Annotated in this window: 13 protein-coding genes; 8 read left to right on the top strand and 5 right to left on the bottom strand. The window is 71.6% G+C overall.

Annotation, left to right across the window (positions count from 1 at the left end; genetic code table 11):
- Positions 1-119: 119 nt before the first annotated feature.
- The 3 genes from AB0D01_RS06110 (at position 120) to AB0D01_RS06100 (ending at position 1,765) form a co-directional block, all read left to right on the top strand.
- Positions 120-812, top strand: coding sequence for an alpha/beta fold hydrolase (locus tag AB0D01_RS06110; protein WP_363053837.1), 693 nt, complete (start codon positions 120-122; stop codon positions 810-812).
- A 78-nt stretch (positions 813-890) separates the two neighbouring features.
- Complete coding sequence (locus AB0D01_RS06105; protein ID WP_363053836.1) at positions 891-1,196, top strand: helix-turn-helix transcriptional regulator; 306 nt, start codon at positions 891-893, stop codon at positions 1,194-1,196.
- A 26-nt stretch (positions 1,197-1,222) separates the two neighbouring features.
- Positions 1,223-1,765: a hypothetical protein gene (locus AB0D01_RS06100; protein ID WP_363053834.1), complete on the top strand. Its 543-nt coding sequence runs from the start codon at positions 1,223-1,225 to the stop codon at positions 1,763-1,765.
- A gap of 71 nt (positions 1,766-1,836) precedes the next feature.
- Here the strand turns inward: AB0D01_RS06100 and AB0D01_RS06095 are convergent, their stop codons facing one another.
- On the bottom strand, positions 1,837-2,178 hold the full coding sequence (locus tag AB0D01_RS06095; RefSeq protein ID WP_363053833.1) for a lysine transporter LysE: 342 nt from the start codon (positions 2,176-2,178) through the stop codon (positions 1,837-1,839).
- Between the two features lie 107 nt (positions 2,179-2,285).
- Positions 2,286-3,191 carry a hypothetical protein gene (locus tag AB0D01_RS06090; protein ID WP_363053832.1) on the bottom strand — a complete coding sequence of 302 codons (906 nt, stop codon included), beginning with the start codon at positions 3,189-3,191 and terminating at the stop codon, positions 2,286-2,288.
- Positions 3,192-3,524: 333 nt separating this feature from the next.
- On the opposite strand from AB0D01_RS06090, the gene AB0D01_RS06085 reads away from it, so the two are divergent.
- The gene (locus AB0D01_RS06085; RefSeq protein WP_363053831.1) at positions 3,525-4,265 is read left to right on the top strand and encodes a methyltransferase domain-containing protein; all 741 of its coding nucleotides are present in this window, start codon (positions 3,525-3,527) and stop codon (positions 4,263-4,265) included.
- A 151-nt stretch (positions 4,266-4,416) separates the two neighbouring features.
- On the opposite strand, the gene AB0D01_RS06080 is transcribed toward AB0D01_RS06085, so the two are convergent.
- Complete coding sequence (locus AB0D01_RS06080) at positions 4,417-5,043, bottom strand: hypothetical protein (RefSeq protein ID WP_363053830.1); 627 nt, start codon at positions 5,041-5,043, stop codon at positions 4,417-4,419.
- Between the two features lie 367 nt (positions 5,044-5,410).
- Here AB0D01_RS06080 and AB0D01_RS06075 point away from each other — a divergent pair, with 367 nt between their 5' ends.
- A complete protein-coding gene (locus AB0D01_RS06075) occupies positions 5,411-6,196 on the top strand; it encodes a DUF4239 domain-containing protein (protein WP_363053829.1) in 786 nt (261 codons plus the stop codon).
- Positions 6,197-6,359: 163 nt separating this feature from the next.
- Positions 6,360-7,091, top strand: coding sequence for a hypothetical protein (locus tag AB0D01_RS06070; RefSeq protein ID WP_363053828.1), 732 nt, complete (start codon positions 6,360-6,362; stop codon positions 7,089-7,091).
- Positions 7,092-7,549: 458 nt separating this feature from the next.
- Here the strand turns inward: AB0D01_RS06070 and AB0D01_RS06065 are convergent, their stop codons facing one another.
- Both AB0D01_RS06065 and AB0D01_RS06060 read right to left on the bottom strand, forming a co-directional pair.
- A complete protein-coding gene (locus AB0D01_RS06065; protein ID WP_363053827.1) occupies positions 7,550-8,683 on the bottom strand; it encodes an NADAR family protein in 1,134 nt (377 codons plus the stop codon).
- A gap of 55 nt (positions 8,684-8,738) precedes the next feature.
- Positions 8,739-9,482, bottom strand: a complete 744-nt coding sequence (locus AB0D01_RS06060; RefSeq protein ID WP_363053826.1) for a DUF4839 domain-containing protein — start codon at positions 9,480-9,482, stop codon at positions 8,739-8,741.
- A 235-nt stretch (positions 9,483-9,717) separates the two neighbouring features.
- Here AB0D01_RS06060 and AB0D01_RS06055 point away from each other — a divergent pair, with 235 nt between their 5' ends.
- On the top strand, positions 9,718-10,779 hold the full coding sequence (locus AB0D01_RS06055; protein ID WP_363053825.1) for a MoxR family ATPase: 1,062 nt from the start codon (positions 9,718-9,720) through the stop codon (positions 10,777-10,779).
- Positions 10,776-12,617: a hypothetical protein gene (locus tag AB0D01_RS06050; RefSeq protein WP_363053824.1), complete on the top strand. Its 1,842-nt coding sequence runs from the start codon at positions 10,776-10,778 to the stop codon at positions 12,615-12,617. Before AB0D01_RS06055 ends, AB0D01_RS06050 begins: the two co-directional genes overlap by 4 nt.
- The last annotated feature ends 130 nt before the right edge of the window (positions 12,618-12,747 follow it).

Here is a 12,747-nt window from a genome sequence, read left to right as displayed (position 1 = left end):
GCCACGCGACCGGCGCCCGTACGGAACCTCCCGCCGGAGTGAATCGGGATCGGCCCGACGGGTGACGTGAGGTCATACGGCGTTACGCCCCGATGCCCGTTGCCGCTACAACCCCGCCTGTGACGAAGACCCCGCGCCGCGTGGCGCCCGTGATCGCCTTCTCGTTCCTCGCGCTCGTACAGGGCGCCGCACCGGTGGCGCCCGCGCACGCGGCGCCGCTGCCCGATCCGATCGTGTTCGTACACGGCTGGAACAGCGACGGTTCCACGTGGAACACCATGGCCGATCGGTTCCGCCGCGACGGCTGGCCCGCCGAGCGCCTCCGGCAGTGGAGCTACCCCACCAACCAGTCCAACGCCACGACCGCCTCGCGGTTGGCCGACGTGGTCGACCACGTCCGGGCGGACACCGGCGCCGCCAAGGTCGACCTGGTCACCCACTCCATGGGCGGCCTGTCCTCCCGCCACTACCTCAAGGAGTTGGGTGGGGACCTCAAGGTCGACGCGTGGGTGTCCTTGGCCGGCCCCAACCACGGCACGGACGCCGCGTACCTGTGCGGCGGGGCCGCCTGTGCGGAAATGCGACCGGTGTCGAGCTTCCTCGCCGCGCTGAACTCCGGTGACGAGACGCCGGGAAGCCCGCGATACGCCACCTGGCGCTCGCCCTGGGACAGCATCGTCAAGCCGGAGGAGAGCGTCGCCCTCGCCGGCGCGCTGAACACCAGGGCGTCCTGCGTCCAGCACACCTCCTTCCCGACCGATGCCGCCGTCTACCGGGAAGTCAGGGACCACGTCGCGCCGGGGGGTCGGTGAGGCCGCGCAACCCCGCCGGAAGAACACGCTCCTGACGGACCCTTGCATCCCACTCGCGGTATACATACCCTTGGCGGTATGCCCCGGACAGACGCTGACGACGAACTCGACGAGCGGGACCTCGCCTACCGCATCGCCCAGGCGGTGCACGACCGCCGGACACGACTCGGCTGGTCCCAACGCAACCTGGCGGAAGCGGCCGGCATGAGACAGCCGCACGTCTCCCGGCTGGAAGCCGCGAAGAGCCTCCCCAGCCTGGACGTACTGCGCAGAGTCGCGGAGGCGATGGACACCGACCTCGTGGTGTCCCTCGTCCCGCGGGAGGCCGACGCCGCCCCTGCGACCCCCGCCCACACCAACCCGACGAAGGAGACCGCGAGATGACCGATCGGCGCAGAAGGATGGCCCGCGTGCGACACCGCCACTACGGACTTCACATACAGGCCGTCGCCGTCGCCTTCGTGATCTGCACCCTCCCGCTCACCTACGCGACCCCCCTGGGCCTTCTCGTCACCGCCTTCGGCCAGACGGTCTTCGGCCTCTCCGCCCTCACGCAGTTGCGACACCACTTCGGCCCGCCCTGCACCGAATGCGTCAAGGAGATGCCGCTCGACCCGCAGGAGGCCGCCGAGGAACACCGCGGCTCCCGATGGGCGCTGCGCGCGTCCCACAGCCTGTTCGGATCACTGCCGACGTACGTCGTCTCCCTCGCCCTCCTCCTGATCCTGTCCTTCGGGCCGCTGTACGGGGCCGTCGGCCTGGGTGACGTGGCATGGATCGCGAGCGTCTTCCTCGTTCTCGCGCTCTGCCTCACCCTGGGCATCAACTGGGTGGCGCGGACCCACAACCGCCTGCTGCTCTGGTGCCCGTACTGCCCCGACGACGACGAAGGGGACGACGAATCCCCCACGCCCACCCCCACCGACGGACGCGACCAGCCCGTCCCGGCATGACCCCCCGCAGCGGCACCGCCGCCGGGCTCGGGAAGCCGAGCCGACCCGGGGCGCCGGGCCGAGGACAGCCTTCACCAGCAGTCGCAGCCCGTGCCGTAGAGCAGCAGGAAGATCGCCGTGATCGCGGTCGCACCGAAGGCGGCCGCCGTCAGGGTGGCGAGCCCTCGCCGGCGGCCCTTCGTGGAGGTACGGAAGGTCTGCCAGGCACCATGCGCGAGGAGGAGGCCGAGCACTCCGGCGCCCGCGATCGTCAGGCGGGGGCTGAAGGACCAGGCCAGGTAGGCGACGAGGACCAGGCAGCCGAGCAGAGCGCAGGCCAGAAGGCTGAGGACGAACTCGCCGACGGCTTCTCCCAGCGCCTCGATCACGAAGTCGCCCACGCCCTTCGCCACCCTGCGGACCCCCACGGACATCCCCCGTCCTCGCGTCCCACCACGCCCCATGAGCTGCGTTGCGAAAGACGCCCACCGGGCCGTCATGGTTGCGAGGGTGCGGGGTGGCCGCGAAGCGGGCGGACCGGTCAGCGGGTGCGGATGGCTGTGACGGTGAAGCGCTCGACTTCCGTCAGGTGGCCGCCGGTGGAGGCCACGAGGGTCAGGACCTCGTCGGTGGGGCGGGTGTACGAGACGGTCGTGGTCCAGGGCTGCTCCGAGCCGCCGGCCGGGACGCAGCAGGCGGTGCCCAGGGGGCGCGCCGACGACGGCTGGCGCACCTGCACGTTGATGCTCTCGTCCACGCCGGTGATGCGTCCGCCGACCCGGAGCGGGGAGCGCGCCGTGGCGCCGTACGCGGGCGCGGTCAGCGTGAACGTCGTGTCGTCGGTGCCCACCACCTCCCAGGGGGCGTCCGGTCCCGTCCCGTACCGCACCAGGTGGATGACCGCCGCAGTGCTACGACGGGCCTCCTCGGGAGCGCTCGGGCCGACGCCGATCCGGGCGTGCCGTCCGCTGACGGAGCGCGAGGCGATGCGGTCGATCTCCCCGAAGCCCAGGTAGCCCCGGACGAAGGAGAGCGCGGTCTGGTCCGCGTCCAGGTGCCAGGGCTGGTGGCCGCGTTCGCGGTAGGCCCGCTGCCAGTCCCGTACCTGCGCGGGCGTGGTGAACGGCCACAGCGGGTGCAGGCCCGCCCCGAGGGCCGGTTCGGCCGCTCCGGGTGCCGAGGGCGCGCGGGTGGAGGTGGGCTTGGGTATGGCCGGTGCGGTGGGCGTGATGGGTGTGGTGGGGGTGGTGGATGTGGCGGCGAGGGTGGGAGTGGCGGGCTCGGGGGTCGCCGGCGGAGGGGCGGAGGGCGAATGGAGCGTGCCGGTCGGCCGGGCGGTGGGGGCCGGCGGGGCCGGTGCGCCGTCGTCGCAGCCTGTCAGCAGCAACCCGGTGACGGCGGCGGCGAGGAATCGATGGGGCCGGGTGGGCAGGAGCCTGATGTTCATGGGGACTCCAGGACGGTGACGCCGGCGGGTACCGCCGGTGGCGTCATGGTCCCACCGGACCGCCCCGCCGGGAAGCGGGGCGTCCACCCGAAGCGGAACAGCCGTACGGTGGCGCAGATCGCACCGGGCAAGGGTCCGAAAGCGAAACGGAACACGCCGGCTCGGTGAAATCCGCTCCGTACGGGGCGAATTGGAGGGATCTCCGCACATCGACGGGGGTCTCTTTTTGGATCTTCAGCCAGTACGGCGCGGGTCCACCCTCGGATGAAACTTCCTCCACGGGCCGCGGCTCATTTCAGGAGCCGACGCCACAAATCGAGGGGAACCACCACGATGAGTGGACAGCTGTACGACGGTATCGGGGAAGCCTTCGAGGGCTTCAAGACCCTGCCCATCATCCGCTACGCCGAGGTGCCGGGCTTCCTCGCCCTGGTCGGGGACGTGACGGGCAAGTCCGTGCTGGACATCGCCTGCGGGACCGGCTTCTACAGCCGTGAGCTGCGCCGCCGGGGCGCGTCCCGGGTCCTCGGGTTCGACATCTCCGGCGCGATGGTCGACGCCGCCGAGACCATCGAGCGGGCGGAACCCCTGGGCATCGCGTACGAGGTCGGGGACACCGCGGGCCTGCGGACCTTCGAGGAGCCCTTCGACGTCGCGGTGGCCGTGCAGGCGTTCAACTACGCCCAGGACGTCGCCGAGATCGAGCGGATGATGCGCAACATCCACCGCAGCCTGACCCCCGGCGGCTCGTTCTTCCTCTTCGTGCAGAGCCCGGACTTCGACTTCGACGGTCCCTCGCTGGCCAAGTACGGCTTCCTGTGCGAGTCGACCGGCAAGGACAACGAGATCGGCCGGGGGATCCGCCTCACGGCCCTGCTGGAGCCGCAGGTGTCGTTCGAGGCGACCGTGCCGTCCCGGGAGACGTACGAGAAGACGCTGACGGCGGCCGGGTTCTCCGCGGTCGAGTGGGTCCGCCTGGACGTGTCGGAGGCCGGTGTGGCGGAGTTCGGCGAGGAGTACTGGCAGGACTACGCCGGGAACCGCCCGCTGACCATGATCCGCTGTACCGCCTGACCGGCCGGTCCGCTCCTGCGCGCACGTACGCACGCACGCACGCCCCCGCTCGGCCGATCCGGCGCGCCTCCGGCTCGGCCGGGTGGGGGCGGGGCGGGCACCCCGGGCCGCGGCCCCGGCCCGTCACGGCCCGCGCCCCGGCCCCCGCCCGTCACGGCAACCGCTGCTCCGGGCGCAGGAACCGCAGGCCGCCCCGGTGGTCCCGTACCGCGTGGAACCCGGCGTTCGTCAGCCGCCGGGCGATCGTCCGGCGTCGGACGGTGCCCGTCCGGAACGCCGCGGTGAAGAACAGCGCGACCGCCCCGCCGGAGAGGACCGCCTCGGCCGGCGACCTGTCCAGGAGCAGGAGGACGGTCAGTGCGGCGCAGGCGAGGTAGCCCAGCACCTTCTGGCGGCGGTCGACGACGTACAGGGCCATGACGTCGAAGGTGACGAGGTCCTTCATCACGGCCACGGCGTCGACCGCGTCGGGGAGCGGCTTCAGGGAGCCCGGCTCCAGCCCCGGTACCGCCCCGCCGTTGCCCGCCCGCGGATGGGCTGCGACGGTGGCCGCCTCGCGGGCGCGCGCGTCGGGGTGAGTGTCCCGGTCCATCCGGACCTGGACGAGCGAGTTCCTGAACCCGGTCCGGTACGCCGCGCCGTACGTGTAGCCGTACCGCTCCGCGACGTGGGCGAGGGCGGCGGCCTTCCGCGCGGAGCCCTGGGGAGCGATCTCTACGGCGTCCTGCCCGCGGGCGATCTGCTGGAGCATCCCCGCTATGTCACGTTCTACGGACATCCTGTTCCCCACCCCACGGGACCCCGCACCCGGGGCCGATCGGCGCCCAGCCTAGAGCGTGGACAGCGGTCGCCGTACACGCTGCCCCGGGGCCCGGTCGCGGCATCGGATCGCCACCGTGGTCCGGTAGGGCCACCGTGAGGCGGCTGCGGACGGGGTTTCCCGAACCACAGGCGTACCGAACCCGGCGCGCTCCGAGCAGGAGGCCTTGAGCACGTCCCGCGCGTCAGCGAGGAGCACGGATCCAGGGCCGTGGCGGCCCGGGGCGGTGGTCCGTACGGGTGCGATGAATCGATTCGGCGCGTGGCGGAGGCTGACCCCGACCCGCGGCCACGGGAAGGTGACGCCGGCCCGTGGAGGGGATCACGTGAAGTTGTGGCTGCTCAACCACCTGCCAACCCCGTGGCTGGCACTGCTGGTGGTCGGCGGGATCATCGTCCTCGCGCTCGTCGGCAGCCTGTTGACCACGCGCTTGCTGCCCACCCTGGCCACCGGCGACAACAACGACATGGTCGGCGTCGTCCTCGGGATGTTCGGCGCGATCTACGGCATCATCCTGGCCTTCGTCATCGTCAACCTGTGGACCGACCTCCAGACCGCGAAGACCGTCGTCGCCACCGAGGCCAGCGCCGTGTCCCAGATCGTCCGCGACGCCCAGGCCTTCCCACCGGTCACGCGCGGCGCCGTGCACGCCTGCGTGCACGACTACGTCCACTCGGTCGTCGAGCGACAGTGGCCGCTCATGCGGGCCGGCCGCGGCGACGCCGCCGCCACCTCACAGGCGGTCGACGACCTCTACCGCGTCCTCGCCGCCTACCAACCCCGCACCTTCCCCGAACAGGCCTTCTACGAGAAGGCGCTCGACAGCCTCAACGAGGTCGCCGCCCAGCGCCGGGCCAGGATCTCCCAGAGCCACGACGAACTCCCTGTCCTCCTCCAGGTGCTCATCTTCGGGGGAGCCGCGGTGATCGTCCTGATCACGCTCTTGTACGGAGTCCGCCGGCAAGGGGTACGGCTGCTGTTCGTCGGCTCGGTGTCCGCGCTCATCGGCTTCAGCCTCCTGCTCGTCATCGTCCTGGACTGCCCCTACGCCGGAGACATGAGCGTCTCGCCCCAACCCTTCAGGGAGAGCGCCCTCGCGCCGCTCTGGTAACCCGGGCGGCCCGGCCGAGCCCCGATCAGCGGGAGGATCCGGGCATCATCAGGCGCCCCACCAACCGCATCGTCCGCTTGGTTCGGTCGGGGTCGCGCGCGGCGCTCCAGGGATGGTCCGTAATTCAGATGTGCGTGCGGCGCGATGTTGTTAGGTTCGCGATGTGCCGAAGCTGAATCAGATCATCGCTGTCGAAAAGGGCGTCAAGTCCAAGGCCCTCCAGGAGCTCACCCAGGCTCACCAGGACGTGCAGAAGCCCGCCCTGCTGGCCGGCATCTCCCGGACCTACCAGCCCAAGGACGAGGAGGGCGAGCAGCTGCCTCCCGAGTCCACGCGGGTGCAGATCAAGGCCGAGGACGCCCTGCGGACGACCGCCGGGACGCTGACGCGGCTCTTCGACGTGACCGCGACGAAGGACTGGGCGAACCGCTCGGCAGTCGCGGACGTCGTGGTCGACGGTACGGTGCTCCTGGCCCAGGTGCCCGTTCCGTACCTGCTGTTCCTGGAGAAGCAGCTCACCGATCTGCACACCTTCGTGCGCAAGCTGCCGGTGCTCGACGCATCCGAGTCGTGGAACCTGGACCCCTCGACGGACGCGTGGAAGACGGACCCGGTGCGCACCATCCGCACGAAGAAGGTCCCGCGCAACCACGTGAAGGCCGAGGCCACGGACAAGCACCCGGCCCAGGTCGAGGTGTACTACGAGGACGTCCCCGTCGGTTACTGGACCACGGTGAAGTTCTCCGGCGCGCTGCCCGCCCGGCGGGTCAACGAGCTCCTCGACCGCGTCGAGAAGCTCCAGCAGGCCGTCAAGTTCGCCCGCGAGGAGGCGAACAACACCGAGGTCACCGACCAACGGGTCGGCGACGCGGTCTTCGGCTACCTCTTCCGGTAGCCGCCACATTCGCCCTCCGTCGCGAGCGGAGGGTGCGCGATGAGCGCAAGCTGAAACTGATGTTGAAGCTGATCAAGGGGTGTCAGTTGGGGGTTCGAATCCCTCTCCCCGCACCACGTGCGGGGGTGGCCCAAGCCTGGCAGAGGCGGCCCCGTGAAACTCAGATTCTCGCTCCAGTCTCAGTATTCGCCGCCGAACACCGGATCGACCGAGCGTGGGCGAACATCGACGGATGGGGGTTCAAGTCCCCTCGGCGCCTCACTCGTGGCGCTGTAGTTCAAAGGCAGAACACGTCGATCTCAACGTGACCCGCGGTTCTTAAACGCCGCCGGTGTGCGCAATTGGGTGGCAAGCTGGAGCCCGGGAGCTGGACATGCTCCCGGGCTCCGTCATCACAACGGCCGGACGTGGGCCGAGACCGTCATCCGCGAGCTTGGCGGATGCGGCGCCTGTCGCGATCACGGCGCGGGAATTCCGGCCTGCCGCGCGTGCAGGTCGGAGCGGACGAGCTCAAGGAGCCGGCCCGTCCAGTTGCGTCCTCGCCCGCTGTTCTCTCCCCAGAAATCCGAGTCCACGTCGTCGTAGAGCAAGGTGGCGTCCTTCGTCGCCACGAGCATCTCCGCCAGCTCGGAGTGCCGGTCGAACTTGGCCCGCAGCAGGCCGGTCATGACCGAGGTCCGCGCGTGTTCCCAGCCCTCGCGACGCCGCGCCCCGCGCGCGAGCTCCCGTACGGACGCCGTGGTGTCCGCCGTCGTGACCGCGTCCCGGACCTCCGCGTCGGCGACCGACAGGGCCCGGTAGGCGTGGGCGACCGACGGATAGTCGACCCCTCCGACGCTGATCGGGGCGGGATGCTCGTTCCGCAGTTTCCTCGCGCCGGGCGCGGCCATGCGATCGGCCGTGGGCTCGTTCGGATACGGGTCGTGCAGATGCACCACCGAAACGTGCGCGGAGGCCGACGCGACGGCGGCCGGGACTCGGGTGGGCCGTTCGCTCCGCCGGCGGGCACGGTCCTCGAAGTACGCCAGGGCCCTGTCGTAGGCGTCCTGGGTGACGGGCGCATCGCTCGGCAGGTACGTGTCTCCTCCGGGCCCCGCGACCAGTACCCGCAGCGGCCGGTCCTTGCGGTCCATGTCACCCAGCGCGAAGCGGCGTCGTGTGATCGGGATCGCCAGGAAGGCGGTGCGCACCGCGATCCGGTTCGCTTCGGTCCTGTCGGCGAGGAAGGCGTCCACGGCAGCCAGGCAGCGGGCCGTCGAGTCGGGCCGCCCGTTCAACTGGTCGATGGTGTCGCGGACTTCTGCGGCGAACAGTTCGGGGGTGAGCCGGGTGCGGGGCTCGCCGAACGTCCAGGACGCCAGCCCGTGCACGGATGCCGGGGCACCGTCCGGAATCTCGGTGGCCACCCGGCCGGTCCGGAGCTGCTCCTCGAACTCCTCGATCGTGATCAGGCCCCAGCAGTCGATCAGGCCGTCGGCGTAGATGAAGAGCTCGGTCAGGAAGTACCGGCCGTTGCGGATGAAGGCGTACCGCCAGGTCCCGGGTATGCGTACGCCGTCCACGACGCGATGGGTGACGCGCTTGCTGATCATCCGGGGATGGTTTCAGACGGGCCGCTTCCGGAGCAGGCAGTGGCCGCCCGCTCCGCTATCGGGGTTCCGTCGAGACCGGGGTGAGGAGGAAGAGGCACTGCTTCGCCCTGAATTCGCCCACCCGGGCGACGAAGCGGAACGTGTCTCCCGCGCGGACGGTCTCCGGGGTGTTCGGGCCGGTCAGTTTCAGGCCGGGGACGTTGACGTCCTCGTACTTGAAGGCCGGGCCGATCCCCGTCTGTGCCCCCTTGTCGCCCGGGCCCAGGAGGAAGTCGTAGCGCGTGTCGTAGCTGCCGTGGGGGGCCACGTTCACGATCGAGCCGTCGAACGCGATCGTTCTGCCCGCGTGCTTGGTCGCGAAGTCCTGGTTCGCCTGGTCGCACGAGTCCGGTGTCTTCAGCAGCGCCGCGAATTCCGGGCTGTTCTGAGTCGTGATCACCTCCGCGGCGGCCGACGGGGCGGGGGGCGCCGCCGCGGTCGGAGTCGACGGGGCGGAGGGTGCCGCGCTCGCGCCGGCCACCGAAGGCTTGTCCGCTCCGCCCTCGGCGTCCCCTCCCCCCTCAAGCGCCGCGCCGATCCCGATGACGACGGCCAGGAGCACGAACCCGCCGGCCACGGAGACGATCAGGGCGCGCGGCAGCGGCTTCTTCGGCCGGCGGAATTCGAGGGTGGTGCGCACCTTGCCCTGGGACTGTTCGACGAGTTCCCAGCCTTCCTCCCGCATCTTCGAGATCACCCTGCCGTCGGTGCCGCGCACCGCCTTCACGGTCTTGTGCTCGTACGTGATCTCGTCGGCCATACGGCTCCGCCCCCACCCTTGAATGACCTGTTCACACCAATCGCCCCGCGATCATAGGGGACCGTGCGACGGCCCGTGTCCCGAAGCGGAAGCACCGGGCCGCCGGCCTGCGGCGGGGATCCCACGGGAAAACCGGATGCCGGGCGGTGCGTGGTGCGACGACACTGGCCGGACCACGCACCGCACCACGCCGCCCCGCCCTACCCCACCCCAACCCCGAAGGACGTTCCCGCCCGTGCAGGCTGCCGTCACCGTCACCCCCGCCCAGATGCCCGAACTGCTGCTCGGTCTCGCCACCGTGCGGCCCGTGTTCCTCTGGGGGGCGCCCGGCATCGGGAAGTCCTCGCTCGTCAGGAAGTTCGCCGACTCCCTCGGCCTGGAGTGCGTCAGCCTCCTCGGCACGCAGCTCGCCCCCGAGGACCTGATCGGCGTACCGCAGATCCGTGACGGCCGCTCGGTGTTCTGCCCGCCCGAGGCCATCGCCCGCGACGAGCCGTACTGCCTCTTCCTCGACGAGCTGAACGCCGCCGGCCCGGACGTCCAGAAGGCCTTCTACTCGCTGATCCTCGACCGCCGGATCGGCTCCTACGAGCTGCCCGCCGGCTCCATCGTCATCGGCGCCGGCAACCGCGCCACGGACAACGCGCTGGCCCGGCCCATGGCCTCCGCGCTGGTCAACCGGCTCACGCACGTCCACCTCCAGGCGTCCGCGCAGGACTGGTTGGTGTGGGCCGGCGAGCACGGCGTCCACCCGTGGGTCACCGACTACCTCACCGACCGCCCCGACCACCTCTGGTCCCAGCCGCCCAAGACCGAGGAGCCGTTCTCCACCCCGCGTTCCTGGCACATGCTCTCCGACGCCCTGCACTCCTTCGGCGCGGACATCGACGAGCCGACCCTCAAGGTCGTCGCCCACGGCACGCTCACCCCCGCGCACGCCGTCTCCTTCTGCGGCTACGCCAAGATCGTCCGCCACACCTTCGGCATCGAGGCCATCCTGAAGGGCGACGCCTCCTGGCCCACCCGGCTCCAGGACCGCGACCTGCTCTACTACCTCGCCGAGGCCTTCCGGGGCCGCCTGCTCAAGGAACTCCCGGCGCGGAAGGAACACGTCTCGCCCGCCCTGCGGCAGCACACCCACCGCTTCAAGTCGCTCCTCGTGCAGCTCGCCGAGATCTCCGTCGAGGTCGCCCAGACCGTCATCGCCGACGACGCCGACGGCCTGCCCGTGCTGCCCGGATGGTTCCTGATCGAGGCCGCCCGCGACATGCCGCGCCTGGTCGAGGCCCGCCGGTGACCCGGAGCGGCAAGGCCGGGGCTCAGACGTCCGCCAAGGCCACCAAGGCCGGCGTCAAGCCCGACCCGGCCACCCAGGCCTTCGCCGAGGGCCTGGCCCTGGCCAAGCGGAACCCCGCCCTCGGTGCCCTCCACGCCAAGATCTGCCGCGAGGCCGGCTGCCCGGAGGCCCCGGACGGGGGCCTGGCCACCGTCACCTCCAACGGCATCATCCACGTCCACCCCACCCGACGGGCCGAACCCCAGGAGTGGGCCTGGACGATCGCCCACGCCCTGCTCCACCTCGGCTTCGGCCACGTACCGGCCGACAAGGACGAGGACCGCGCCCAGCCGGACCCCTTCGACATCGCCGCCCGTTGCGCGGTCGTCAACCGCTTCCTGCTGACCTTCCCGGTCGGCCGCGCCCCCGACCACCTGCCCGCCGCCTACCCGGGCGGCGACGCGGACGAACTCGCCGCCCGCTGGCGCCGCGACGGCATCCCGGCCGCCCACGCGCACTGCGGCACCGCCGGGCAGGCCCCCGACCAGGTCCTGACCCCCTGGCGGGCCGGGGGCGGGGCCGCCGTCCCCGACTGGCAGACCGCGTTCGCCGCCGCCCTGACCCGTAGCGTCTCCGCCGCCATGGACGTGGCCGGCGGCCGCCGCGACCGCACCACCGGCGAACGCGTGGCCCAGCGACCCTGGGACCGGGCCCTGAACTGGTTCGTGTCCTCGTACCCGCTGCTCGGCGGACTCGCCGCCGGCCTCACCGTCGTCGCCGACGCCGAACTGGCCCGCGCCCAGGGCATCGCCATCGCGGCCGTCAGCGCCGCCGCCGGGGAGATCTACGTCAACCCGCTGCGCGCCTTCGAGGACGACGAGTGGCGTTTCATCCTGGCCCACGAGATGCTGCACGCCGCCCTGCGCCACGGCGAGCGCCGCGGCGGCCGCGACCCGTACCTGCACAACGTCGCCGCGGACTACGTCGTCAACGACTGGCTGGTGGAGATGCGGATCGGCAGCATGCCCGAGGGGCTGCTGCACGATCCGGCGCTGCGCGGGCTCTCCGTCGAGGAGGTGTACGACCGGATCGCCGGCGACCTGCGCCGGATGCGACGCCTGGCCACCCTGCGCGGCAGGGGCGCCGGCGACATCCTGGGCGAGCCGCTCGCGCACGGCGCGGGGCGCCCGTACACGGATCTCGACGAGTTCTACCGTCGCGGCCTCGTCCAGGGCTTCGACCTCCACGTCCGGGGCGGGCGCGGTCTGCTGCCCGCCGGGCTCGTCCAGGAGATCCGGGCGCTGGCCCACCCGCCGGTGCCGTGGGACGCCCGGCTCGCCCGCTGGTTCGACGAGCACGTGCCGAGGCCCGAGGCCGTACGGTCCTACGCGCGCCCCGCGCGCCGCCAGGCCTCGACCCCGGACATCCCGCGCGCGGGCCGGTACTTCCCGCCCGAGGAGACCGCCCGCTGCACGTTCGGTGTGGTCCTCGACACCTCCGGTTCGATGAACGCCGCGCTGCTCGGCAAGGCGCTGGGCGCGATCGCCTCGTACGCCGAGGCCCGTGACGTGCCGGCGGCGCGGGTCGTCTTCTGCGACGCGGCGCCGTACGACGCGGGCTACGTCCCGCCGACCGAGATCGCGGGCCGGGTCCGCGTCCGCGGTCGGGGCGGCACGGTGCTCCAGCCGGGCGTCGACCTGCTCCAGCGCGCCGAGGACTTCCCGCCCGCGGCTCCGATCCTGGTGATCACCGACGGCTGGTGCGACACCCTGCGCATCCGCCGCGAGCACGCCTACCTGATCCCCCGGGCCGCCTCTCTCCCCTTCACCCCGAAGGGGCCCGTCTTCCACCTGACCTGACGACGATGCAGGGCTCCGCCCGGTCGAAATGGTTTGTCACGCGGTCGGACATGAATGATGATCAGCTCATGACGACCAGAAAGGGCCATGCCCTCTAGCGCCCCGCTTGGGCGCCCCGCTCCGCTCTCCA

Origin of the sequence: Streptomyces sp. NPDC048606, assembly GCF_040650855.1 — a bacterium.
Taxonomy (GTDB): domain Bacteria; phylum Actinomycetota; class Actinomycetes; order Streptomycetales; family Streptomycetaceae; genus Streptomyces.
The sequence above is the reverse complement of the archived record's forward strand: the minus strand, read 5'-3'. Positions and strand labels throughout refer to the sequence as shown.

Coding starts and splice junctions, on each gene's coding strand:
- AB0D01_RS06105 (WP_363053836.1), top strand. CDS start 891: ATGCCCCGGACAGACGCTGACGACGAACTCGACGAGCGGGACCTCGCC.
- AB0D01_RS06095 (WP_363053833.1), bottom strand. CDS start 2,178: ATGTCCGTGGGGGTCCGCAGGGTGGCGAAGGGCGTGGGCGACTTCGTG.
- AB0D01_RS06090 (WP_363053832.1), bottom strand. CDS start 3,191: ATGAACATCAGGCTCCTGCCCACCCGGCCCCATCGATTCCTCGCCGCC.
- AB0D01_RS06085 (WP_363053831.1), top strand. CDS start 3,525: ATGAGTGGACAGCTGTACGACGGTATCGGGGAAGCCTTCGAGGGCTTC.
- AB0D01_RS06080 (WP_363053830.1), bottom strand. CDS start 5,043: ATGTCCGTAGAACGTGACATAGCGGGGATGCTCCAGCAGATCGCCCGC.
- AB0D01_RS06065 (WP_363053827.1), bottom strand. CDS start 8,683: ATGATCAGCAAGCGCGTCACCCATCGCGTCGTGGACGGCGTACGCATA.
- AB0D01_RS06060 (WP_363053826.1), bottom strand. CDS start 9,482: ATGGCCGACGAGATCACGTACGAGCACAAGACCGTGAAGGCGGTGCGC.